A 23,226-nucleotide genomic window follows, 5' to 3' on the forward strand; every position below is an offset into this window, starting at 1 on the left:
CTTACTCGCCTTTCCAGCGCGGCGCGCGCTTCTGCGCGAACGCCAGTGGCCCTTCGCGGAAGTCCGGCGAGCGAAACATGTCGCGCACCGCGTCGTAGCGCAATTGCCTGCGGTAGGCGTCGGCCTGCGTCGCTTCGTCAGCACCTTCGCGGACGATGGCTTTCGACGCGCGGATCGACATCGGGCTGCAGGCCAGCATTTCGGAAGCCCAGCGCCGCGCCTCTTTCATCAGGTTCGCCGCATCGGTGACTTCATTGACGAAGCCGAGTTTGAGTCCTTCTTCGGCGCCAACGCGTCGGCCGGTCAGGATCATGCCCATCGCCTGCTTCAGCGGAATCTGCTGTGTCAGCCGCAGCAGACCGCCTTCGAGCGCGGCGAGGCCGACTTTCGGCTCGGGCAATGCGAACACCGCGCTGTCAACGGCAACGATGATGTCGCAGGCCAGCGCGATCTCGAAGCCGCCGCCCATGGCGGTTCCGTTGACGGCGGCAATCACCGGTTTGTCGAGATTGAAGCGGCCGGTCAGGCCGGCGAAACCCTTCAACGGCGGCGCAAAGCTCTCGCCGCGTGCCATTGCCGTGGCGGTGAATTTCAGATCGTTGCCCGTACAGAACGCGCGTTCGCCGGCGCCGGTGATGATCGCGACCCACTGCGACGGATCGGCGGCGAAGTCATCGAAGATTTCCGTGAGTTCCGCATTGGCCGCCGGATGCAGTGCGTTCATCGCCTCCGGGCGATTCATCGTGACGATGGTCAGGGGGCCTTCGCGCTCCACCGTGCAGTAGCGCCTCGGCAGGGCGCGGCGATCGCGCGGTGTGTCGCCGATTTCCCAGACCGGCAGGCCGAAGGTGTCGATGCGCACCTGGCCGACGGTGCCGATCGCGTTTCGTTCAGTCGACAGCAGCGGCGCCATCGACGCCTCGTCATCGGCTATGACCTTGGCCATCACGCGCTGACCCGTGGGTGTGCGTGCGACGACGATGCCGTGCAGCGGGGCGCCGTCGCGCGCGTAGAGAACGGTGTAGGTCTCGATCGTCGCCGCGCCGACGTAGTCGTCGGCGAGCGCCGGCACCGCATCGCCGGCGCGATCCGCAAGGTCCTGCACCGAATAGTCGAGTGCGAGCGCGGCCGGCGCCGGCCGCTGGCTCAGCACCAGCGTGTGATGTTTGTTGACGTAGCCGCCCTGGCCGTACAGCAGGCCGATGTCCTGTGGCGTCGCGCGCAGGATGCGCACCATGGAGCAGACGGCATGCGACATGTAGTTGTTGAGCGGACCACCGAAGAAGGTCAGCCCTCCCGCGACGGTCGGCGTGCAGGTCTTCGCGTCGAGGCCGAGCGTGCGCAGCGCCATCTTCGGCACCACCGGGAAACAGCTGTACAACTCGACGTGATCGAAGCGTTTGACGTCGCCACCCACCAGTTCGACGCTTTTGCGAAGCACCGCCTCCTGCGCCGTGCTGTGCGTGTAGGCGTCTCGCTTCAGATAGTCCTCGGATTCCTTCGCGGCTGCGCCGCCCCAGACATGGATCATGCGATCGTCCGCGACACCGGCGGCGCGCGCGAACGCGAGGCTGGTGACGATCACGCCGGCCGCCTGGTTGACCGACGGATTGGCGACCATGAACTTCGGGTACGGCCAGTTGATCAAACGATTCTGATCGCCGATGGCGGCGATCGTCGCGGCGTCGGGCGCCTTGCGGATCCAGGCCCGCTCGTTGCCGGCAGCGACCGCTGCGTATTGCGCCCACAGCTGCGCGGACTCGGCATGTGCCTGCGCCGGCGTCTGTTGCCAGGCGGCCTGGGTCGCCATCTCGTACAGCGGATAGATTTGTGCGGGATCGGTGACGCCCAGCTTTTTTGCGACGGCGCTCATTTCGAAGCGGCTGGAAGGGAAGCTGACAGCGGCTTCCCTGGATGCGGCCGGTGTCCACGCCAGCTTCGCCTTTTCCTTCATGGCGCGATTGCGCGCGTGCATCGCTTCGCCGCCGACGATCGCCGCCGCCTGTTGTTCGCCGCGTGCGATCCGCACGGCCGCCTCGTGGATCAGGCGGATCGGGGTTTCGCCGCCCATGCTGGCATTGACTTTGCGCGCCGGCGCGATGCCGAGCCGCTCGCAGAGCAATGACACCGGATCGGCGTAGCGCCAGCTGATCAGGCCGATCAGTTCGATCGAATCGATGCGCTTCAGCAGTGCCGCGCCGGCATCCTGCTCGGCGGCGCGCAGCGCGCGTTCCATCAGCGCGACCGGTTCCAGCGCGTCCGCCGGCTGCGTCGGACGATCGACGAATTCGCCGACTCCGACGATGACCGGAATGTGTTCGGCGTTCATCTCAGTGCTGCTCACGCGCGTCCTCCCAGACCGTCAGACCGTCGAGTGCCTCGATGCCGCCATCGAACGCCAGCAGCGGATTGATTTCAAGCGAGACCAGGTCGGGGCCCAGCGCCAGCGCGGCGTCGCCGATCGCGACGATGATCTTCGCCAGTGCCGCGCGATCGACTGCCGGCGCACCGCGGAAGCCGTCCAGCAAGGCGCTGCCGCGCAATTCGCTCAGCATGGTCAGTGCATCGTCCTCGCACACCGGCAACAGCCGCAGACTGGTGTCTTTCAGCACTTCGACGAACACGCCGCCGAGCCCGACGGCGATCGCCGGACCCCACTGCGGATCGCGCATGGTGCCGACGAACAGTTCGACACCGCTGCCGCGCATCGGCGAGACAATCACGCCGTCGAGCCGGGCGTCGGGCCGCGCCGCCTGCACGCGCTGCATCATCTGCTCGTACGCCGCGCGCACAGCCTCGGCGTCGCCGAGCCCGAGCGCGACGCCGCCGACTTCGGTCTTGTGCCGGATGTCCGGTGACGCGATCTTCAGCACGACCGGCGTCGCGAGCTTCTGCGCACATGCCGCCGCGGCTTCGGCCGACGTGACGACCTGCGCGGGGATCACCGGCACGCCCCGGTCGGCGAGAAAATCGAGCACGGCGCGCTCGCTGTCCGGACGCAGCGCCGCTTCCGGCACCACGTTGCGTGCCGTGCGGGCGCTGCGCTGCCAGGCGCCATGGCGCAGCAGCTGGCCGAGCGCATTGAGGCCGTGGCGAACGCCGCCGCCGCTGTAGATCACGCCCAGCTCTTCGGTCAGCGCACGCGCCTCGCCGGTGACGCCGCTGAAGGTGTGGCTGAACATCACGCAGGGCTTGCCGGACTCGCGGAAGCCGGCGCCGACCTGGCCGATGAAGCGCCGTGCGAAGCCGCGCGCGTCTTCCTTCGGCGGGGTATCGAAGACGAAGCTCAGTGCGGCGATCTTCGGGTCCTGCGCCAATGTCCGCAGCGAGCGGGCAATCAGTTCCGGTTCGACCATGGCGGCGCCCGTGACGTCGAGCGGATTGTTCGGCGTCGCGAGCGGCGGCAGCACCTCGCGCAGCGCCCTGCCGGTGTCCGCCGACAGGGTCGGCAGCTCGATGGCCTCGGCCTCGGCCTGGTCGGTGATGATTTCGCACATGCCGCCGGACATTGCGATGAACGCGACACCGCCGCCGTGAATCGCGCCAAGCCTGGCGAACAGATCGCTGGTGACGACCAGTTCCTCCAGCGAATGCACACGCGACAGGCCGAGCTTGCGGCACAGCGCATCGAACACGCGATCGTTGCCGACCAGCGAACCGGTATGCGCCTGTGCGGCTTTCGCCGAAGCCTCGCTGGACCCGACCTTGAGCACGACCACCGGTTTGCCGGCAGCATTGGCCGCATCGATCGCGTGTTCGAAGCGGACCGGATCGCGGACCGATTCGAGAAACAGCGCGATCGCCCTCGGTTCCGGCTGAGCCGCGAGATATTCGATGGCGTCGGCGACCTGCACGTCGGCTTCGTTGCCGGTCGAGATCATGTGCGTCAGACCGACACGCTGCTGATGGGCGAACTGCTCCAGCTGACTGGCGAGCGCACCACTCTGCGAAACCAGCGCGACCTGCGGCGTGCCGCCGGCCCGCCGCAGCGGTGTCGTCCAGATCGGCGTACCGGCGACGAAGTTCGCATAGCCGAGGCAGTTCGGGCCGAGCATGCGAATGCCGGCGACGCGTGCCTTGTCGGCGATCTGCTGCTGGCGCTGGCGGCCGCCGTCACCGGTCTCGGCGAAGCCGCCGGAGAGGATCACCGCACCGCCGATGCCGGCGTTGTGCAGGTCGTCGAAGACTTCGAGCATTTTCGACTCCGGCACCATCAGCAGGGCTGCGTCGATCGGCTCGCCGACGGCCGAGCAGGTCGGCGCCGCCTCGCTGCCGAAGATCGTGCCGCCCTTGGGGTTGATCATGTGGACCCTGCCGGCGTAGCCGAAACGCCGCAGGTTGTCGACCGCGGCGATCGACCAGACCGAGCGTTCGGTGGCGCCGACCAGGGCGATCGAGCGGGGATTGAACAGCGGCTCCAGCGAACCGGCGGACGGCCGGGCAGGCGTCACCGGTGCGGACGGTGCAGGGGATTTCGACAACGCGGTTCTCCAGTGGCGGCGTGCGCAACCGGCAATCCGAAGGGCCGGGGCTTCACGCGGTCTCGTTTTGTCTATTACCATTAGATAATAGAGTCGGCCGACGGCCGGCACAAGACAGCCGAGGAGAAGCGGATGCAGAACAACCAGACCGGTGCCCCCGTCTACAGCATGACGATCGGCGGCGAGCCGGTGATGACGACGGCGACGATACCGGTGATCAACCCGGCGACCGGCTCGGTGTTTGCCGCCGCCCCCGATGCCGGTGCCGCCGAGCTCGATCGCGCGGTGTCGGCCGCCCGCGCCGCGTTCGCCGGCTGGCGCGCGACGCCGTTGGCGGAGCGCCGCGCACGGCTGATCGGCGCGGCCGAGCGGATAGAACAGAACGCCAGGGAACTGGGCGCGCTGTTCACCCGCGAGCAGGGCCGTCCGGCCGGCTTCGCCCGGCAGGAAATCCACGCCGCTGCGTACTGGTTTCGTGCGATGGCGGCGATCGATGTGCCGGTGGAGATCGCCGAGGACAGCGAGACCCGCCGCATCGAGGTTCATCACGAACCGCTCGGTGTGGTCTGCGCGATCGTGCCGTGGAATTTCCCGGTGCTGCTGGCCGCCTGGAAGATCGCGCCGGCCCTGGTGGCCGGCAATACGATGGTGCTGAAGCCGTCGCCGTTCACGCCACTGTGCATGCTGCGTATCGCCGAACTGCTGCGCGACGTGCTGCCGCCCGGCGTGCTCAACGTGATCAGCGGTGGCGATGCGCTCGGGCCCATGATGACCGCCCATCCGGGGTTCGCGAAGATCAGCTTCACCGGCTCGACCGCGACCGGCAAGCGGGTGATGGAATCGGCGGCCCGCGATCTCAAGCGCGTGACGCTGGAGCTCGGCGGCAATGATGCGGCGATCGTGCTGCCGGATGTCGACGTCGATGCGGTGGCCGAGGCGCTGTTCTTCGGCGCGTTCTACAACACGGCGCAGGTCTGCATCGCAACCAAGCGCCTGTACATCCATGACGACATCTACGACGCCTTGCGCGACCGCCTGCATGCCATCGCCAGGAGCGCCCGGGTCGGCGACGGCGCGCTCAAGGAGACTCAGTTCGGGCCGCTGCAGAATGCGCCGCAGTACCGGCGCGTCAAGCAGTTGATCGAGGAGACCAGGGCCGCCGGTCACGTATTGCTCGAGGGCGGACCGGTACCGGAGCAGGGCTACTTCCTGCCGTTGACCCTGGTCGACAACCCGCCGGACGATTCACGGGTGGTCGTCGAGGAAGCGTTCGGCCCGATCCTGCCGCTGCTGCGCTACCGGTCGATCGACGAGGTCGTGGCCCGCGCCAACGCCAGCGAATACGGACTTGCCGGCGCGGTCTGGTCGGCCGACGTGGACAGGGCGCTTGAAGTTGCCCGACGCCTTGATACCGGCACCGTCTGGATCAACCAGAACCTGCAATCGACGCCGCAGGCGCCGCTGGGCGGACACAAGCATTCCGGCATCGGCGTCGAAAACGGCCTGGTCGGCCTGCTCGAGTTCACGCAGACCAAGTCGATCTACATCCCCAGGCAGGCCGGCTACAAGACCGGTTTCTGAGCGGCGCGGGCCACGGGCACGGTTTGACGCGTGACACGTGGCGGCATAATCTAATGAAGTAAGATAAAAGAACGGAATCCCATGTCAGATACCGCAAGCATGAGCGAGTCGCAGCAGGCGTCCGACGGCCAGTACGAGGCCGCGCTGCACCTGACGCGCCCGGAAATGGCGCACATCGAGCCGTGCACGACCTACGTCGACGCGCGCACCTATCTCGATGATGCCGTGTTCAAGCACGAGCAGACCGTCTTGTTCACGCAGTTGCCGGTACCGGTCGCGGTGTCGCAGGACCTGCCGAGGCCCGGTTCCTACCTCGGTGTCGAAGTCGCCGGCGTGCCGGTGATCCTGACGCGGCCCAAGGACGGGACCGTCAAGGCATTCCTGAACGCCTGCATGCATCGCGGCACCCGACTGCTGGAAAAGGGTGAATGCGGCGCGGCACTGAAGCTGAGCTGCCCCTATCACGCATGGACGTACAACCTGCAGGGCAAGCTGATCGGGGTGCCGCGCGAGGAAATCTTCGACAAGCTCGACAAGACCCGTTACCAGCTCAGCGAACTGCCGTGCTTCGAAGGCGGCGGCCTGATCTGGGTCAGTCTCGACCGCAGCGCGAGAGTCGATGCCGAAGCCGTCGGCGCGGAACTGATCGGCGATTTCGAGGCGATCGGCCTGCCGGCCATGCGGATATTCAAGACGCAGGACTACGACCTGCAGGCAAACTGGAAGCTGATCTCGGACGCATTTCTCGAGGGCTACCACGTCACGCGCCTGCATGCCAAGACACTGGCACGCTTCTTCGTCGACGCGCCGCAGATGATCGAGCGCATCGGCCGCCATCTGCGCCAGACATCCGGCAGCCGCCGCGGCTTCAGCGGCGCCGATGTCAGCCGCAGCTGGAACGAGTTGCGCAAGGCCGTCGTCTACGCCTACATCGCGTTTCCGAACGTCATCGTCGTCACCAGTCCGGTCTATGTCAGCGTGGTGATCCTGACGCCGCTGGCGACCGGCCGCACGCTCGCGCGCTACGTGATGCTGGTCGACGACGCCGAGCCGACGCCGCAGTTGCAGGGCGTCTACGAGCGTTCCTTCAAGCTGATGGCGGACGCGTTCGGCGACGAGGACTTCCGCGCCGCCGAACTCAGCCAGGAAGGCCTGCGCAGCGGCGCGCTGAAAACGCTGACGCTGGGCGGCATGGAGCAGGGCGTACGGCATTTCCACGATGTCATCGAGGAATGTTCGGGCGTGCCGACGGCGGCTTGAGGCATCGACGCCGGCAGGTTCCGACAGCAAGTGTGGGCATCGCATCCACGCAGAGGAGAGCATGGACAGTTTCGATTACGTGATCGTCGGGGCCGGAGCCGCGGGCTGCGTGCTCGCGCATCGGCTGTCCGAGGATCCGGCGGTCCGCGTGGCGCTGCTCGAAGCCGGGCCGAGCCACAAGCATCCGATGATCGCGATGCCGAAAGGTCTCGGCGTGATGATCAAGAACCCGAAGTACACCTGGCCCTTCCCGACTGCGCCGGAAGCCAGTACCGGCGGCAAGTCCGAGCCGTGGACGAGGGGCAAGGTGCTCGGCGGGTCGACCTCCGTCAACGGCCTGATGTACGTTCGCGGCCAGCCGGCGGACTTCGACGAAATTGCCGAACAGACCAGCGCCGACTGGTCGTGGCAACACATCGGCGCGGCCTATCGCGCGATGGAATGCCACGAGCTCGGCGGCGACGCGACGCGCGGTGACGCCGGCCCGCTGCGCATCACGATGCCGGGCGAGAAGAGCGTGCTGACCGAGGCGATGATCGCCGCCGGCGTTTCGATGGGCCTGTCGCGGCGCGGCGATCCGAATGCGCCGGATGGCGGCGAAGGCATCGGTTACGCGGCGCGCAACATCTTCGATGGCCGCCGCCAGGACGCGGCGACGGCATTCCTCGATCCGATACGCGCGCGACCGAATCTGAGCATCGTCACCGAGGCGCCGGTGCAGCGCATCCGCTTCGATCAGTGCCGGGCCGTTGCCGCGCAGGTGGTGCGCGACGGCAGGATCACCGAATACCTGGCGCGCCGCGAGGTCGTCGTGGCCGGAGGCGCACTGTCGTCACCCGGCCTGCTGCAGCGCTCCGGCATCGGCCCGGCTCGCCTGCTGCAGACGCTCGGTATTCCGCTGGTGTGCGATGTTCCCGAGGTTGGTCAGAACCTGATCGAGCATCGCGCGATCCTGATGTCCTGGAAGCTGCGGAAACCGGTGTCGCAGAACCCGAGCTTCGGCGGCTGGCGGCTGTTGCGTTCGGTTGGCCGGTATTTCTTGTCGCGGTCCGGGCCCATGGCGGCGGCGACCTACGAGGTCGGCGCCTGGCTGAAATCGCGACCCGAGCTGGTGCGGCCCGATCTGCAGTTCCTGATCGCGCCGTTTTCGCTCGATCCCGAATCCGGCCGCACGCGCCCCGAGCGATTCCACGGCTTTCACATGGTCGCCTATCCGTTGCGACCGACTTCGTGCGGCGAGATCAACATCGACTCGACCGATGTGCAGGCGATGCCGGTGCTGCGACCGAACCATCACGCGACCGCGCACGACCGCGAGCTGATGATCGCCATCGTGAACAGCGCGCGCGCCTATGCGGCGCAGCCGGCGCTGCGCGAGCTGATCGAGATCGAGACCTACCCGGGTCCGGATTGCCGCAGCGAGGACGAGATGATCGCCGCCTACGACAGCGGCGGCAGTTGCGGCTATCACGCGGTCGGCAGCTGCCGCATGGGACGCGACGAGCGTTCGGTCGTCGATCCCGAACTGCGCGTGCGCGGCGTCGACGGCCTGCGCGTGATGGACACTTCGATCATGCCGCAGATCCCGGCCGGCAATACCAACGGGCCGACAATGGCGATGGCCTGGCGCGCCGCCGACATCATCCGCCGGGCGGCCTGAGCGATGAGTACCGACAAGCACTCCGCTGTCCGACACACCGCCGGTGCCGACGGACCGTACTGGCAGGCGCTTGCCGAAGACCGGCTCGAACTGCCGCGCTGCGAAGGCTGCGGTCGCTGGCACTGGCCGGCGGTGTTCCGCTGTGGCGAATGCGGCAGCTGGACGCAGCACTGGCACGCGGTACCGGCGGAAGGCACGATTTTCAGCTGGACACGCAGCTGGCATGCCTTTGATGGCAGCGAGGGCATCGGCGTGCCGTATGTGTCGCTGATCGTCGAATTGCCGCAGGCCGGTGGCCGCCGCCTGCTCGGCCTGCTGGAAGGCGATGCCGCGGCGCTGCGCATCGGTGCGCGCGTGCGGGGCCGCATCGCCGTCACCGAGATCTGGGGCGAGCGCATTCCGTCGCTGCGCTGGAACCTGGTCGACGGGGGCGCCGCATGAGCGCCGGCTTCAAGGCGTCGGTGTCGGTGGCCGGTGTCGGCCTGCGTCAGTACCGACGCGCCCGGGCACCGCTGCCGGAACGCGGTGTGCTGGTGCGGGCGATCGTCGATGCCTGCGAGGACGCCGGCTTCGATCCGGCCGACGTCGACGGTTTCGTTGCCTATGGCGACGACAAGAACGAGCCCGTGCGCCTGATGTCCGATCTCGGCACGAAGGAGCTGTGCTGGTCCTCGCAGGTCTGGGGCGGCGGCGGCGGTGGCATCGCGGCGGCGTTCGGCAATGCCGCGGCGGCGATCGCCAGCGGTCAGGCTGGCGCGGTGATCGTGTTCCGCACGCTGGTGCAGGACGACAGCGGCCGCCTGTCCGGTGCGGTAATGCGCCACCATCTCAATGATCACATCCTCGGCGCCGGCCTGGTCTCGCCGGCGCAGCTCTGCGCGCTGCGTGCGCAACGCATGTTCGAGCATCACCGCGTGCCGCCATCGGTTGCCGAGCAGCTGGTGCGGGCTTCGTACTACCACGGCGCGCGCAATCCGAACGCCGTCAGCTACGGCAAGGAGCTCGATCTCGACGCCTATCGGAGCGCACGCTGGATCGCCGAACCGTTCCGGCTGTTCGACTGCTCGCGCGAGAATGACGGTGCCGGTGCCTTGCTGATGGTGTCGACCGAACGCGCACGCGATCTCAGGAAGAAGCCCGTACAGTTGCTCGGTGTCGCGCAGGGGGCGGGCAAAGGCTGGGGCGATCTGCTCGAAAACGACGACGACTACGCCTCGGCCGGATTCGCGTCGGTCGCACGCCGGCTGTGGGCACAGACCGGCCTGACGCCGGCCGACATCGATTGCGCGCAGCTTTACGAGAACTTCAGTGCGCAGGGCATCGCCTCGCTGATCGATCACGGCTTCTGCACGTACGAAAACGTCGCCGAGTTCGTGCGTTTCGACAATCTGATCGCGCCGGACGGAACGCTGCCGATCAATACCGCAGGCGGCAATTTCGCCGAAGGCTTCATCCACGGCATCGGCATGGCCGTCGAGGCCGTGCGTCAGCTGCGCGGCGAATCGGCGAACCCGGTGCCGAACGCGAAGACCTGTCTGCTCGCCGGTGGTCCCGGAGCGCCGACGGTCAGCTCGGCGATCTTCAGCAACGAGGTCGTGTCATGAGCGCACCGGCATGAGCAGCGAGTATCGGTGCATTCGTTACGACGTCAGCGACGGCATCGCCACGCTGTGCTATCGGCGGCCTGACAAGCTCAATGCGTTCACGGCGCAGATGACCCGTGAAGTCATCGACGCCTTCGATCGCAGCGACGCCGACGATGCCGTGCGTGCCGTCATCGTCACCGGCGCGGGCCGCGCTTTCTCGGCCGGTGCCGACCTGTCCGGTGGCGCCGATACGTTCGCCTCGTTTTCGCTGCAGGGTGAAGACTCGCCGCTGCGGCCCGACGGCAGTTTCGACTACGGCCGCGAGTGCGCGCGCGACATCGGCGGTCTGCTGACCCTGCGCATCTTCCGCAGCCTCAAGCCGGTGATCGCCGCGATCAACGGCGTCGCTGCCGGCATGGGCGTGACCGCGACCCTCGCCATGGATTTCCGGCTCGCCGTGCCCGGTGTCAAATTCGCGTTGCCGTTCGCGCGTCGCGGCATCGTGCCGGAATCGGCCTCGGCGTATTTCCTGCCACGACTCGTCGGCCTGCCGAAAGCACTGGAATGGTGCTACGGCGGCAACGCCTTCCTGTCGGACGAAGCGCATGAGGCCGGCCTCGTGCAGTCGCTGTACGCGCCGGACGAGCTGTTGCCGGCCGCGCGTGCGCTGGCCCGCCGCCTGACGGAAGGCTCGGCGCCGGTGTCGGTCGCGCTGACCCGGCAGATGCTGTGGCGCGGTCTCGACATGACGCATCCGATGGAGGCGCATCGCATCGACAGCCGCGGCGTGGTTTCGCGCTCGCGCAGTGCCGACGCGCGCGAGGGCGTGCAATCGTTTCTCGACAAACGCGCGGCCTGCTATCCCGACCGCGTTTCCACGGATATGCCGGACTTCTTTCCGTGGTGGCAGGAACCGCCGTATCACTGACGACATGAACCCGTTCCGACATTTCGCGGCGGCCCGCCACGGCGCGCCATTTTCGCAACACTGATGGGAGTGGTAGATCGATGGCTCAGACGCTGATCAGCGCACTGCAATGGTGGTCGCGCGAAACGCCGGACCATGTCGCGCTGCGTGTCGCCGATACGGCGGTCACGTTCGCGGAACTCGATCGCTGGACCGCGCGGGTCGCGGCCTGGCTGCGTGACGACGGTGTGCAGCCGGGCGACCGCGTCGGCACCATCGCCGGCACTTCGCTGGCGCACTGTGCGCTGCTGATCGGCAGCGTCCGGGCCGGCGCGATCGCTTCGCCGCTGAGTCCGCGCCTGTCGGCACGTGAAACCATCGAGTTCTGCGAGGACACCGCGCCGCGATGGGTGCTGACCGACGCCGATCAGGCCGGCAAGCACGAAGGCCTGAACGCGATCGGCTGCCGCACGGCGACGCTGGCGCCGATCGCCGCGTTGCGCGACGGCGGCGGCCCCGCCTTCACCGCCGACGCGGCGCCGGACGATGCCGTTGTCATCATTGCCACCAGTGGTTCGACCGCGCGGCCCAAGGGCGTGGTCTACACGCATCGCTCGATGCTGGCCTATGCGCAGGAGTTCGCGATCGAGGAGCCGTTCATCGGCTCCAGTGCGCGCATCCTTGCGCTGCCGCCGCTGTCGACCTCCGGTGGTTTCGTGCAGTTGATGGAATTCATGGTGCTCGGTGCCACCGCCCGCTTCGAGTCGGGGTTCGACGCCGAGCGTGCGCTCAAGCTGCTGCAGGACGAGCGCATCAATGCCTTCCAGGGCGTGCCACTGTTCTTCGAGCGCATTGCCGCCTGCGAGGGCTTTGCCGCCGCGGATCTTTCGGAGCTGAAGTTCACCAGCGTCGGCGGCGCGCCGGTGTCGCGTGCGCTGCTCGACATCTGGCAGCAGAAGGGGTGCCTGTTGCGTCAGATCTACGGCCAGACCGAAGCGGGCGGGGCGATCAGCATCATGAGCAAGCAGGATGCCGCGCAGCATCCGGAGAAGGCCGGCCGCGGCGGCATGTTCACCGAGCTGCGCGTCGTCGATCCCGAAGGCCGCAGCCTGCCGCCGAACGAACTCGGCCAGATCCTGATCCGCGGCCCGTCGGTCATGAAGGAATACTGGAACAACCCCGAAGCGACCGCGAAGACGCTGATCGACGGCTGGCTACACACGGGCGACCTCGGGCGCATCGACGAGAACGGCAACCTGAGTTTCGTCGACCGCATGAAGGACATCATCATCTCCGGCGGCCTCAACATCTCGGCCGCGGAAGTCGAGCGCGTGGTCGCCGGCTTCGATGGCGTGTTCGAGGTGGCGGTGATCGGCGCGGCCGATGCGAAGTTCGGCGAGACACCGCTGGCGATCATCCATTCGACGCTGCCGCTGCAGATCGAGCAGATCGTCGCCCATTGCAACCGCAACCTCGCCGACTACAAGGTGCCGCGCTACATCGTCGTCGAGGCAGAACCGCTGCCGCGGTTGCCGACCGGCAAGATCGCCAAGCCGGCGCTGCGCGCGCGCTTCGCTGCGCTGCTGCCGAACCTGCCACGCGTGCGCTGAGCATGCCAGACGACCGGAGACCGGCCATGTATTTCACGCCCGAGCGCAACGAACGGCTGGCCCGCAAGCTGTTCCGCCACATCGCCGAGACCACGACCGATCGCCTCGACGACATCTTCGAATACGAGCTGTCGATCTACAGTTGTCCGGAAATCGCGAAGCGCGAGTGCACGCAGATCTTCGAACAGGTGCCGATGATGGCGGCGCACGCCAGCCAGATCGCGACGCCGGGGTCGTTCATCACCGTCCAGCTCAATCGCAGCAGCGTCATCGTCACGCGCAGGGCCGACGGCAGTGTCGGGGCCTATCTCAATGTCTGCCGCCATCGCGGCTCGCGTCTGGTCAGCGTCGCCGGCGGCCAGCGCAACCGTTTCACGTGCCCGTATCACGGCTGGACCTACGGCAACGACGGCAAGCTGCGCGGCATCGGTTTCGCCGACTCGTTCGGCATGAAGCCCAATGACGACCGGAATCTCGTCGCGCTGCCGGTCGAGGAGCGTCACGGCTTCATCTGGATCGTCGAGAACCCGGCCGGCACGATCGATGTCAAGGCGCATCTCGGCGCCGGCATGGATCAGGCGCTGGGTGAATACGGGCTCGACAAGTGGTTCTTCTACAAGGACCACGTCTTCGACTTTCCACAGAACTGGAAAGTGATGATGGACGGTCTGATCGACGGTTATCACGTGCAATTCCTGCACGGCGCGACCATCAGCCCGTACTTCTATCCGAACATGATGGGCATCGAGGTGTTCGGCAACAACGCGCTGTGGGGCAATCCGCGACGCAAGATGCAGGAGCTGGCCGACCAGCCGCCGGAACAGGCGCCGCCGCTCGACCGCTACGCGATCATCGGCAATCTGTTCGTGCCGAACGCCGTGATGGTGATGCACCCGCATCACATCGAGTTCTGGACGATCTACCAGAACCCGGACAACGTCGCCGCCTGCCGTGTGCACCTGCGCTACCTGACGCCGAAGGCCGAGCACGATGCGCGCGGCGTCGAGATCCTCGACAAGAACTGGAAGATCGCGACCGACGCGATCATCAACGAGGACGTGCCGGTCGGCAACGGCATCCAGGCCTCGGCCCGGATGCCGCACACCGGCACGGTCTGCCTCGGCCGCAACGAGGTGACGAACCAGTTGTTCCATCGCGCGTACCGGGCCTACATGGACGCGCCGCGCTGAGCAGCGGCGGCCGCGTCCATGGACCGGCCGCGACGGATCGAAGGAAGTCCGCGCCATCGTGACGCGGACCGTGATCGAGGAGGAGCGCGCGATGCAGCTCGAAACGCCAGGGCGCGACACAAGGCGTGGCGCCAATCCGCCGACCGGCGCCGACGGCGAGCACGCGACCTTCTGTCGCCTGTGCGAGGCGCATTGCGGCCTGGTCGCGACCGTGCGCGAAGGCCGCGTCGTCAAGCTCGCACCCGACCGCGACAATCCGCACTCGCTAGGCCATGTCTGCGTGAAGGGCACGTCGGCCGCGCAGATCACCTACGATCCGGATCGCGTGCTGAAGCCGCTCAAACGCGTCGGTGGCGCCGGCGAATTCGTCGAGGTCGGCTGGGACCAGGCACTCGATGACATCGCGGCAACGCTGAAGCGCATCCGCCGCGAACACGGTGCGGAGGCGATCGCCTCGTATCTCGGCAACCCGACCTCGTTCGCCAGCGAGAACTTCATCACCCAGCTCGAATTGATGGCGGCCATGGGCAGCACGCGCCAGTACGGCGCCAGCTCGCAGGACACCAGCGCGCGCCTGCTCGCCAATCATCTGGCCTATGGTGCGCCGTGGACCACCGGCATGCCGGACCTGCCGTCCTGCGATTTCCTGCTCATCATGGGCGGCAATCCGATGGTTTCGAATGGCTCGCTGATGTGGGCGCCGCGCATTGCTCACGATCTCGACGCGATCGCCGCGCGTGGCCGCGTGGTCGTCGTCGATCCGCGTCGTTCGGAAACGGCGGCACGCTACGAACACCTGCCGATCCAGCCGAACGGCGACGTCTGGCTGCTGCTCGGCCTGCTACGCGTGCTGCTCGACGAGACCCTGCTCGACGAGGCACTGCTCGCGGCCAGCGTCAGCGGCTGGCCGGCGTTGCGCGGCGAAGTATCGAGGCGCGACGTCGAGCATTGTGCGGTGGCCTGCGGCGTGCCGGCGCAGGCGATCCGCGAGCTCGCGCGCGGCTTCGTCACCGCGCGGCGCGCCTCGATCTACGGCCGCATCGGCATCTGCCGGGGTCCGTATGCGACGCTGGTGAACTTCCTGCTGACCGCATTCAATGCGATCACCGGCAGCTACGACCGCGAAGGCGGCACGATGTTCGGCCGCGAAGTATTCCCGCGCGAGAAGCCGGTCGTCGGCGGCTATGGCGAAGCCCGCACGCGCATCGGCGGCGTGCCGGCGGTCGCCGGTTTTCTCGCCAGCGCGACGATGCCCGACGACATTCTCGTCGACGGACCGGACAAGGTCCGCGCCCTGCTCGTCACCTGCGGCAATCCGCTGCTCAGCGCACCGGGCGGCGAGCGTCTGGAGGAGGCCTTGCAGGCGCTGGAGCTGATGGTGTCGTTCGATCTCTACGTCAACGAAACCAATCGGCTCGCGCACTACATCCTGCCCGGCACGAGCTTCCTCGAACGCGCCGACGCGCCGGTCATCGGCTTCGGCTTCATGATCCGGCCGTTCCTGCAGTACAGCGACGCCGTGATCAAGCCGCTGGGCGAGGCGCGCGACGAGTTCGACAGCTATCTGGCGATCGTGCGACGCATGGGTCTCGGCGCCCCGGCGGCCTCGAAATGGCGTCGCCGCCTCGGCAAGTGGCTGCGCTGGACGCCGCGGCCGCTGACGCTGGTCGACATCGGTCTGCGCCTCGGCCCGGTCGGTGACCGCTTCGGCCTGCGCCGCGACGGCTGGTCGTTCAAGCGTCTGCGCGCACATCCGCACGGCGTGATGGTCGATCTGCCGCACCCGTCGAAGGACTGGCGCGAACGCATCGCCTGGCCGGACCGGCGCATTCACGTCTGGCATGAAGTGATCGAGCGCGAGTTCGCGCGGCTCGGCGCCGACGTCGCGCCGCGCGAGAAATTCCGCCTGCTCAGCGTGCGCGAGATCCGCTCGCTGAATTCGTGGATGCACAACGTCGGCCGCCTCGTGCGCTCGCAGAAGCCGAAATTGACGATGCACCCGGAGGATGCACGCGAGCTTGGCGTCGGCGAGGGGGATGCCGTGTGGATCAGCACGGCGGTGGCGCGCCTGCAGGTGCCGGTGACGCTGTCCGACGAGGTCGTGCGCGGTGCGGTCTGCTATCCGCACGGCTGGGGCCATCGCGGCGGCAGCTGGCAGACGGCGAACCGCACCGAGGGCGTCAACATCAATCGTCTGCTCGGTCTCGGACTGGACGCGATCGAGTTCGTGTCCGGTTCGTCCCTGATCGACGGCCTGCCGGTCTCGATCGAGCGCGTCGGGCCGGCGCAGGCCGACGTCAAGATCCAAGACAGGGCAGCCTGAGATGCAGGATTCGCACTATCGCTTCGAGCGCATCATCGTCGAACGCCGCGAAGGCGGCGTGGTGCTGTTCACCATCAATCGTCCGGAGCGCATGAACGCGACCGACGACGTGCTGCATCGCGAGTTTGCGCTGCTGCCGCGACTTTTCGACGAAGACGAAGAAGGCACGATCGCGATCATCACCGGTGCCGGTCGCGCATTCAGTGCCGGCGGCGACTATGCGACGATCGCATCCGACGACAACGACTACGCGCGCAAACTGGCGATGACGCGCGAAACGCTGCAGCTCGTCGGCAGCCTGCTCGACTGTCGCAAGCCGATCATCTCCGCGATCAATGGGCCGGCGGCCGGGGCCGGCCTCGCGCTCGCGTTGCTCGCCGACATCTCGATCGCCAACGAAGACGCCGTGCTGTGCGACGGCCATACGCGCATCGGCCTCGCCGCCGGCGATCATGCGGTGCTGATCTGGCCGCTGTTGTGCGGACTCGCCAAGGCCAGGCTGCATCTGCTGACCTGCCGCAGGATCAAGGGTCGGGAGGCCGAGCGTATCGGCCTGGTGTCCGAAGCCGTGCCGCCTGCCGATGTCTTGCCGCGGGCGTTCGAGATCGCCGCCGAACTCGCGGCACTGCCGCCACTCGGCATCGAGTTCACCAAGCGTTCGCTGAACCTGTGGCTGTGCCAGGCCATGCCGGCGTTCGAGGCATCGCTCGGTTACGAGCTGCTGACCTCGTTCAATCCGCAGCTCCAGGCGCGCGTGGGTCAGGTCGCCGGCGGCGCCGCGCGATGAACGGCCGACTGCAGGACAAGGTCGCGATCATCACCGGCGGCGCCAGCGGCATCGGTCTGGCGAGCGCCGAACGTTTCGTCGCCGAGGGCGCGAAGGTCGTCATCGCCGACATCAACGATGCCGCCGGCCGGCAGGTCGAGGCGCGCCACGCCGGCGCCTTGCGTTTCCGGTCCTGCGATGTCGCGGTCGATGCCGATGTCGAAGCACTCGTCGCGTTCGCCATTGAAACCTTCGGCCGGCTCGACATCATGTTCAACAACGCCGGCATCCAGGGCGATCGCGCCGGCTTCACCGAGATCGAGGCGACCTCGTTCGATGCGATGCTGCGCCTGCTGACCGGCTCCGTGCTGTCGGGCCACAAGTACGCGGCGCGGCAATTCCGTCGACAGAACAGCGGCGGCGCGATCCTCTCGACCACCAGCGCCGCCGGTCTGCTCGGTGGGTACAGCAATCTCGGCTACACGGCGGCCAAGCACGCGATCGTCGGCATCGTGCGCGCGGCGACCTTCGAGCTGGCGCCGTACGGCATCCGCAGCAACGCGATCGCGCCGGGCGTGACGGTGTCGCCGATCATGGCGAGCAGCTTCGGCGTGCCGGCCGAACATGCCGATGCGTTCCAGGATTTCATCGCCGAGCGCTGCGCGGTGCTGCAACCGGTACCGCGCGCCGGACGACCGCGCGACATCGCCAATGCCGCGCTGTTCCTGTGCAGCGACGAGGCCGAGTGGATCAGCGGTGTCGTGCTGCCGGTCGACGGCGGCGGCACCGCGATCACGCATTGCGATCCGACCACGGTCGTCGCGCAGGCCGGCATGGAATTCATGAAGACGGCCTCCTGAGATGTCGGAGTCGATGACGATCCGCTTCGAGCTGGTCACGCCGGAGCTGCTGACGCGCATGCTCGCGCTGCGCTGGCCCGGCATCCACCTCACCGATGTCGAAGTGCTGCGCGCCATTCCCGGCACCGCAACCAAGCTGCATCTGCGTCTGCGCTATGAGAAGGAGATGCCGGGCGCGCCGGCCACGCTGTGGCTCAAGGGCGGTCTCGAAGCGCACTCGGCCGACTACGCTTCGCTGTACGCGACCGAAGGCGGTTTCTACCGCGAGTTCGCTGCGATCATCGCGCCCGGCTGTCCACGTAGCTGGTATGCGCCGCCGCTCACCGGTGACGCGCCGCCGTATCTGCTGCTCGAAGATCTGGTCGCACGCGGCGCGCGCTTCGGCGATGCGCGCGAGGCGCTGAGCGTCGCCGAGGCGGAGCAGGTACTCGACAACCTCGCGCATGTGCACGCCGCGCGTTCGGTACACGAACTGGCGGAACATCCATGGTTGCCCGATGCAGCGACACAGGTATTTCCGACGCTGATCGAGGCGTGGACGACGCCGGCGCACTGGACCGCGCATCTGGCTTTGCCGCGCGGGCAGGCGGTCACGCCGGCCTTGCGCGATGTCGATCGCATCCGCGCGGCGCTGATGGCCTTGGTCGGCATCTCGCGCGCCGCGAGCAGCGGGCTCGTTCACGGCGACGCCCACGTCGGCAACCTGTACTTCGATGCCGATGGCGGTGCCGGTTATCTGGACTGGCAGACCGTGATGCGGGGCTGCTGGGCGCACGATATCGCCGAATTTCTCGGCTCGGCGCTGGCCGTCGAAACGCGGCGCGAGCACGAGCGTGCCTTGCTCGACCGCTATCTGCGCACCCTGGAGGCGCTGGGCGGCGCCGCACCGTCGTTCGACACGGCCTGGCTGTTGTATCGCCAGCACATGATCTGGGCGTACATGTGGGTGCTGTGTCCGGTGCAGCTGCAGCCGGAAGCGATCTGCACGAGCAACGCCGCGCGCGCCGTCGCCGCGCTCGAAGACCTCGATACGCTGCGTGCGCTCGGCGCCTGAAGCCGTCTGGGCCAGCGGGCGACGCTAGCCGAGCAGCGCGCCGCTGTCGCGATACGGCTGCGCCGCCTGCGCATCGAGGCCGAGCCAGTCGCGCAGCACTTCGTCGGAGTGCTGGAACTGCGCCGGTGCCGCGGCCGGCGCGAAGGTCTGACCCGAGGTCTTCACCGGCGTGCCGGTCAGGCGCACGGTGCCGATGCCGGGATGCTCGGTTTCGTAGACATTGCCGCGTGCGACAAAGTGCGGATCGCGCGCGAGTTCGGCGCGCGTGTTGGCGGGACCGCCCGGCACGTCGTGTTCGGTGAACAGCTGCATCCACGCCGCGCGCGGACGCGTCGCGAAGATCGCTGTCAGCTCGCGGTGGATCGCATCGTCGGTCGCGGCGGTATCGCCTTCGTTGCGCGCCAGCAGATCTTCGCGGCCGATCGCCGTGCAGAAGCGTTTCCAGAACTTCGGCGACAGGCCCTGGAAGAAGACCTTGCTGCCGTCCTGCGTCTGGTAGGCACAGAGCCGCGACCAGCCGGCCATCTTGCCGGCGCCGTTGGCAAAGCCCGGCCGCTCGTGCAGCAGGTCCGGATTGAGTTCGACGTTGACGCCTTCGGGTAACCAGTGCGCTGCCGATTCCGCGCCGCTGACTTCGATCTGCGCGCCGATGCCGCTGCGCTGTGCACGCACGACGGCCGACAGCACGCCGACTGCGGCATACAGGCCCATTGCATGCATGCCGACCGGATTGCGGCCTTCGCGCTCGCGCGCTTCGAGTGCGTACGGATTGAGCGACGACAGCGCGCCGAACGCATCGAACGACGGCCCGTGCGAGCCCAGGCTGTGGTATGGCCCCGTCAGGCCGAGGCCGGACAGCGAGCAGAACACGAGCCGCGGATTGTCGGCGCGCAGTGCGTCATAGCCGAGGCCGAGGCGCTGCAGCACGCCGGCGCGCATGCCCTCGATGACGACATCGGCCTGTGCCGCCAGGCGGCGAAACAGGGTGCGGCCGTCGTCGGTCTTCAGATCGAGGCCGATGCTCTTCTTGCCGCGATTCCAGCGCAGATGCAGAAAGCTGGGCCCGTCTGGCGCGCCAACGGCCGGCGAACTGCTATGGCGCAGCGGCTCGCCGTCATGGCCTTCGATCTTGACGACTTCGGCGCCCATGTCGGCGAGATAACCGCCGAGGCTGGACGGACCGAGCTGTGCCAGTTCGACGACGCGGATGCCGGCGAGAAAGTCGTAGCCGGACACCTCAGGCCGCCCCGTCGAGATCGCGCGCCAGCTGGCGATGCAGATGTGCACAGGCCAGCTCGCTGCGGCCGTAGCGGAAACTGCCCTGCGGCCAGGCCTGCGCGTTCTGCTGGATCCAGCGCTCCATCGGCCAGTCTTCCTGCGTCGCCGCCTGTTCGAGAATCTCCCAGCTCTTGTGCACGCGCTTCTCGATCTGCTCGTCGAGGATGTCGCTGCGTACCAGGAAGCGGATCTGCACGGTGCAGCGCGTCGCACGGTCGAGCGCCGGCCAGACCGTCCAGAACTCCACGTGCTCGGGCGCGCCGATCATCATCGAGTTCGGATACAGCACGAGGTTGGAGCCGATGTACCTGGAGCCACCGTCGAGGGCGCTGCCGTCCTTGGCCATCGTGCGCAGCTTGGTGCGCGCGCCGAAGTGCTTGCCGTGGCGGCCGTACTCGCGGAACACGCCGACGTTGGTTTCGATCAGCTTGCCGACGCCGTTCTGATGGAGGAAGCGGGGGTGGATGATGTCGATCGCGCCGTCCATCACCAGCTTCCAGTTGATGTCCATCGTGAACGACTTGTCGATGACGATCCGCGAATCCTGCAGCCGCCAGGGCGCGATCTGGGCATCGACCTGCGGACCGAACCAGTCGGCCAGTGTGCGCGTCGCATCGTTGGCGAGATCGACGTAGACGAGGCCGTGACGTTCTTCGCATCTGAATGCGATCAGACGGCTCTGTTCGCGTTCGATGCTGCCGAACGAGGTCTCGTACGGCACATGGCGCAGGCCGCCGCCGTCGCGTTCGTAGGACCAGCCGTGATAGCGGCACATGAACACGCGCTTGTTGCCGGCGGCGTCCTGCTCGACGCGGCCGCCGCGGTGGCGGCACATGTTGAGATAGGCGCGCACGCCGCCGTCGCTCTGTCGCGAGATGATCAGCGGCAGGCCGAGAATCTCGCGCGTCACGAAGTCGCCGGGGCTCGGCAGCTCCGAGCAATGCGCGACCAGCAGCGGCAGGCGCTTCATCAACGCGATCTCGGCCCTGGCGCGCTGCGCATCGACGAAATGCGAAACCGGCACGAACAGATCGTCGGCGGCGAGATCGGTCGTGTCGCGACGCAGATGCTCGATGAGCTGGGAGACCACATCGGCATCGACCTCGATATCGAGATTGCTGTTCATGTCAGGGGTCCGGGCTCAGGGCGCCAGCTGCGCAAACAGTTCGGCCAGCTGCGTGCGCGCGATCTTGTTCGAGGGGGTCTTCGGCAATGGCTGGTCACTGAGGCGCAGCTGCTTGGGGGCCTTGTAGGTGCCGAGCAGCGTGCGTGCATGGTCGAGGACGATGGCCGCATCCTTGAGCGTCGGTGCATGCACGATCGCCGCGACTTCCTGACCCCAGCGCTCGCTCGGCAGGCCGAGCACGACGCATTCGATGACGCCGGGGATCTGCGCCATTGCGCGCTCGACTTCGGCAGGGTAGATGTTGACGCCGCCGGAGATCAGCATGTTCTTCTTGCGATCGACGATGGTGAAGCAGCCGTGCTCGTCGATGCGCGCGAGATCGCCGGTGCGGTACCAGTCACCGTGGAAGGCGGCGCGTGTTTCCTCCGGCTTGTTCCAGTAGCCCGACATCAGTTGCGGACCGCGCGCAAGCACTTCGCCGACCTCGCCGTCGACGACCGGGCGGCCGTCGCTGTCGCAGATGCGCAGCTCGATGCCCGGCAGCGATTCGCCGCAGGAGGCCGGAAAACGCACTGCCTCCTCGAGGCTCGGCGACGAGACGCCGGCACAGCCTTCGGTGAAGCCGTATTGCTGGCGAATCGTCACGCCCTTGCTGCGGAACTGCTCCAGCAGCGGACGCGGCACCGGCGCGCCGCCGGTATAGGCGCTGCGCAGTTGCGACAGATCGGCCTGCGCGAAATCCGGTGCCTGCGCGATGCGCTCCCACAGCGCCGGCACGCCGCCGAAAAAGGTGATGCGTTCGTCGCGCAACAGTCGGTATGCGCGCATCGGGTCGACGGCCTTCTCGACCCAGGCCGTGCCGCCGCAGACCAGCCATGGTGCGAGATTGGAGATCACGCCGCCGGTGAACGCCAGCGGCGCCAGAATCAGCATCCGTTCTTCGCCGCCACGCAGCGCGAAGTTGAGGATCAGGCCCTGCATCGCCGCATCGACGGCACGATGCGTCATGGTCGCGCCCTTGGGGACGCCGGTGGTGCCCGACGTGTAGCAGATCGCCATCACGTCGTCGTCGCCGAGTTGCGCGTCGGCACAACGCTGGCCGCTGGCGATGACCGCTTCGTAGGCAGTGGATGATCCCGCTGCGCGCAAGTCGAACACGCGCAGTTCGTCGGCCGCTGCGTCGCCGGCATCGATGCCGAGCTTGGCGATCAGCGCCGCGGTCGACAGCACCGCGACACAGGCGGCGTCGGCGGCGATCTGTTCGAGCTCGAAGCGGCCGAACATGACGTTGAGCGGCACGAAGATCGCTCCCATGCGCAGCGACGCGAGAAACTGCACGCACCAGGGCAGCGAATTGCCGAGCAGTACACCGACCCGGTCGCCCCGGCGAACGCCGATGTCCTGCAGGTGCGCCGCCAGCGCCGAGGATGCACGGTCGACGTCGGCCCAGCTCAGGGTCTGGTCTTCGCAATGCAGCGCCGGCGCCTCGCCGCGACGCTGGCTCCAGAATCTCAGATAGCGGGAGAGATGCACGGCTCAGGCTC

General features: G+C 67.5%; 17 protein-coding genes. 12 read left to right on the plus strand and 5 right to left on the minus strand.

The features are described from left to right. Position 1: 1 nt before the first annotated feature. Both G7Y85_RS20615 and G7Y85_RS06080 read right to left on the minus strand, forming a co-directional pair. Positions 2-2,344, minus strand: coding sequence for an enoyl-CoA hydratase-related protein (locus G7Y85_RS20615; protein WP_206675515.1), 2,343 nt, complete (start codon positions 2,342-2,344; stop codon positions 2-4). Beyond that, positions 2,331-4,481, minus strand: coding sequence for an acetate--CoA ligase family protein (locus G7Y85_RS06080; RefSeq protein WP_166253482.1), 2,151 nt, complete (start codon positions 4,479-4,481; stop codon positions 2,331-2,333). The genes G7Y85_RS20615 and G7Y85_RS06080 overlap by 14 nt, the downstream gene beginning before the upstream one ends. A gap of 132 nt (positions 4,482-4,613) precedes the next feature. Here G7Y85_RS06080 and G7Y85_RS06085 point away from each other — a divergent pair, with 132 nt between their 5' ends. From G7Y85_RS06085 to G7Y85_RS06140, 12 genes are all read left to right on the plus strand, one after another. Then, positions 4,614-6,062 (plus strand): aldehyde dehydrogenase family protein, encoded by a 1,449-nt coding sequence (locus G7Y85_RS06085; RefSeq protein ID WP_166253486.1) that lies wholly within the window; start codon positions 4,614-4,616, stop codon positions 6,060-6,062. A 99-nt stretch (positions 6,063-6,161) separates the two neighbouring features. Continuing rightward, positions 6,162-7,322 (plus strand): aromatic ring-hydroxylating oxygenase subunit alpha, encoded by a 1,161-nt coding sequence (locus G7Y85_RS06090; protein WP_166253489.1) that lies wholly within the window; start codon positions 6,162-6,164, stop codon positions 7,320-7,322. Positions 7,323-7,383: 61 nt separating this feature from the next. Continuing rightward, positions 7,384-8,982 (plus strand): GMC family oxidoreductase, encoded by a 1,599-nt coding sequence (locus G7Y85_RS06095; protein WP_166253492.1) that lies wholly within the window; start codon positions 7,384-7,386, stop codon positions 8,980-8,982. 3 nt (positions 8,983-8,985) lie between these two features. Further along, positions 8,986-9,423: a Zn-ribbon domain-containing OB-fold protein gene (locus G7Y85_RS06100; RefSeq protein WP_166253495.1), complete on the plus strand. Its 438-nt coding sequence runs from the start codon at positions 8,986-8,988 to the stop codon at positions 9,421-9,423. Beyond that, entirely contained in the window at positions 9,420-10,586 is a 1,167-nt protein-coding gene (locus tag G7Y85_RS06105; RefSeq protein WP_166253498.1) for a thiolase C-terminal domain-containing protein, read from the plus strand. Before G7Y85_RS06100 ends, G7Y85_RS06105 begins: the two co-directional genes overlap by 4 nt. Before the next feature lie 10 nt (positions 10,587-10,596). Next, positions 10,597-11,496: a crotonase/enoyl-CoA hydratase family protein gene (locus G7Y85_RS06110; protein WP_166253501.1), complete on the plus strand. Its 900-nt coding sequence runs from the start codon at positions 10,597-10,599 to the stop codon at positions 11,494-11,496. 80 nt (positions 11,497-11,576) lie between these two features. After that, positions 11,577-13,085, plus strand: coding sequence for a class I adenylate-forming enzyme family protein (locus G7Y85_RS06115; protein ID WP_166253504.1), 1,509 nt, complete (start codon positions 11,577-11,579; stop codon positions 13,083-13,085). Between the two features lie 26 nt (positions 13,086-13,111). After that, positions 13,112-14,275: an aromatic ring-hydroxylating oxygenase subunit alpha gene (locus tag G7Y85_RS06120; RefSeq protein WP_166253507.1), complete on the plus strand. Its 1,164-nt coding sequence runs from the start codon at positions 13,112-13,114 to the stop codon at positions 14,273-14,275. Positions 14,276-14,333: 58 nt separating this feature from the next. After that, positions 14,334-16,598 (plus strand): molybdopterin-containing oxidoreductase family protein, encoded by a 2,265-nt coding sequence (locus G7Y85_RS06125; RefSeq protein ID WP_166253511.1) that lies wholly within the window; start codon positions 14,334-14,336, stop codon positions 16,596-16,598. 1 nt (position 16,599) lies between these two features. After that, positions 16,600-17,385, plus strand: coding sequence for an enoyl-CoA hydratase-related protein (locus tag G7Y85_RS06130; protein WP_166253515.1), 786 nt, complete (start codon positions 16,600-16,602; stop codon positions 17,383-17,385). Next, the gene (locus tag G7Y85_RS06135; RefSeq protein WP_166253518.1) at positions 17,382-18,224 is read left to right on the plus strand and encodes an SDR family NAD(P)-dependent oxidoreductase; all 843 of its coding nucleotides are present in this window, start codon (positions 17,382-17,384) and stop codon (positions 18,222-18,224) included. The genes G7Y85_RS06130 and G7Y85_RS06135 overlap by 4 nt, the downstream gene beginning before the upstream one ends. Before the next feature lies 1 nt (position 18,225). Then, positions 18,226-19,278 carry a phosphotransferase gene (locus G7Y85_RS06140; protein ID WP_166253521.1) on the plus strand — a complete coding sequence of 351 codons (1,053 nt, stop codon included), beginning with the start codon at positions 18,226-18,228 and terminating at the stop codon, positions 19,276-19,278. 24 nt (positions 19,279-19,302) lie between these two features. Here G7Y85_RS06140 and G7Y85_RS06145 read toward each other — a convergent pair whose 3' ends face one another. Genes G7Y85_RS06145 through G7Y85_RS06155 form a run of 3 tightly spaced genes read right to left on the minus strand, consistent with a single transcriptional unit; the run spans position 19,303 to position 23,215 of the window. After that, positions 19,303-20,565, minus strand: coding sequence for a CaiB/BaiF CoA transferase family protein (locus tag G7Y85_RS06145; protein ID WP_166253524.1), 1,263 nt, complete (start codon positions 20,563-20,565; stop codon positions 19,303-19,305). Then, the gene (locus G7Y85_RS06150; RefSeq protein WP_166253529.1) at positions 20,516-21,682 is read right to left on the minus strand and encodes an aromatic ring-hydroxylating oxygenase subunit alpha; all 1,167 of its coding nucleotides are present in this window, start codon (positions 21,680-21,682) and stop codon (positions 20,516-20,518) included. The genes G7Y85_RS06145 and G7Y85_RS06150 overlap by 50 nt, the downstream gene beginning before the upstream one ends. Before the next feature lie 15 nt (positions 21,683-21,697). Next, the gene (locus G7Y85_RS06155; RefSeq protein WP_166253532.1) at positions 21,698-23,215 is read right to left on the minus strand and encodes a class I adenylate-forming enzyme family protein; all 1,518 of its coding nucleotides are present in this window, start codon (positions 23,213-23,215) and stop codon (positions 21,698-21,700) included. Between the last annotated feature and the right edge of the window lie 11 nt (positions 23,216-23,226).

The organism is Solimonas terrae (genome assembly GCF_011067135.1).
In the GTDB taxonomy this organism is placed as follows: Bacteria; Pseudomonadota; Gammaproteobacteria; order Nevskiales; family Nevskiaceae; genus Solimonas; species Solimonas terrae.

Excerpts from the sequence above, each read along its gene's own strand:
- G7Y85_RS06130 (WP_166253515.1), top strand. The coding sequence starts at position 16,600 with ATGCAGGATTCGCACTATCGCTTCGAGCGCATCATCGTCGAACGCCGC.
- G7Y85_RS06095 (WP_166253492.1), top strand. The coding sequence starts at position 7,384 with ATGGACAGTTTCGATTACGTGATCGTCGGGGCCGGAGCCGCGGGCTGC.
- G7Y85_RS06100 (WP_166253495.1), top strand. The coding sequence starts at position 8,986 with ATGAGTACCGACAAGCACTCCGCTGTCCGACACACCGCCGGTGCCGAC.
- G7Y85_RS06085 (WP_166253486.1), top strand. The coding sequence starts at position 4,614 with ATGCAGAACAACCAGACCGGTGCCCCCGTCTACAGCATGACGATCGGC.
- G7Y85_RS06090 (WP_166253489.1), top strand. The coding sequence starts at position 6,162 with ATGAGCGAGTCGCAGCAGGCGTCCGACGGCCAGTACGAGGCCGCGCTG.
- G7Y85_RS06110 (WP_166253501.1), top strand. The coding sequence starts at position 10,597 with ATGAGCAGCGAGTATCGGTGCATTCGTTACGACGTCAGCGACGGCATC.
- G7Y85_RS06150 (WP_166253529.1), bottom strand. The coding sequence starts at position 21,682 with ATGAACAGCAATCTCGATATCGAGGTCGATGCCGATGTGGTCTCCCAG.
- G7Y85_RS06115 (WP_166253504.1), top strand. The coding sequence starts at position 11,577 with ATGGCTCAGACGCTGATCAGCGCACTGCAATGGTGGTCGCGCGAAACG.
- G7Y85_RS06120 (WP_166253507.1), top strand. The coding sequence starts at position 13,112 with ATGTATTTCACGCCCGAGCGCAACGAACGGCTGGCCCGCAAGCTGTTC.
- G7Y85_RS06105 (WP_166253498.1), top strand. The coding sequence starts at position 9,420 with ATGAGCGCCGGCTTCAAGGCGTCGGTGTCGGTGGCCGGTGTCGGCCTG.
- G7Y85_RS06135 (WP_166253518.1), top strand. The coding sequence starts at position 17,382 with ATGAACGGCCGACTGCAGGACAAGGTCGCGATCATCACCGGCGGCGCC.
- G7Y85_RS06140 (WP_166253521.1), top strand. The coding sequence starts at position 18,226 with ATGTCGGAGTCGATGACGATCCGCTTCGAGCTGGTCACGCCGGAGCTG.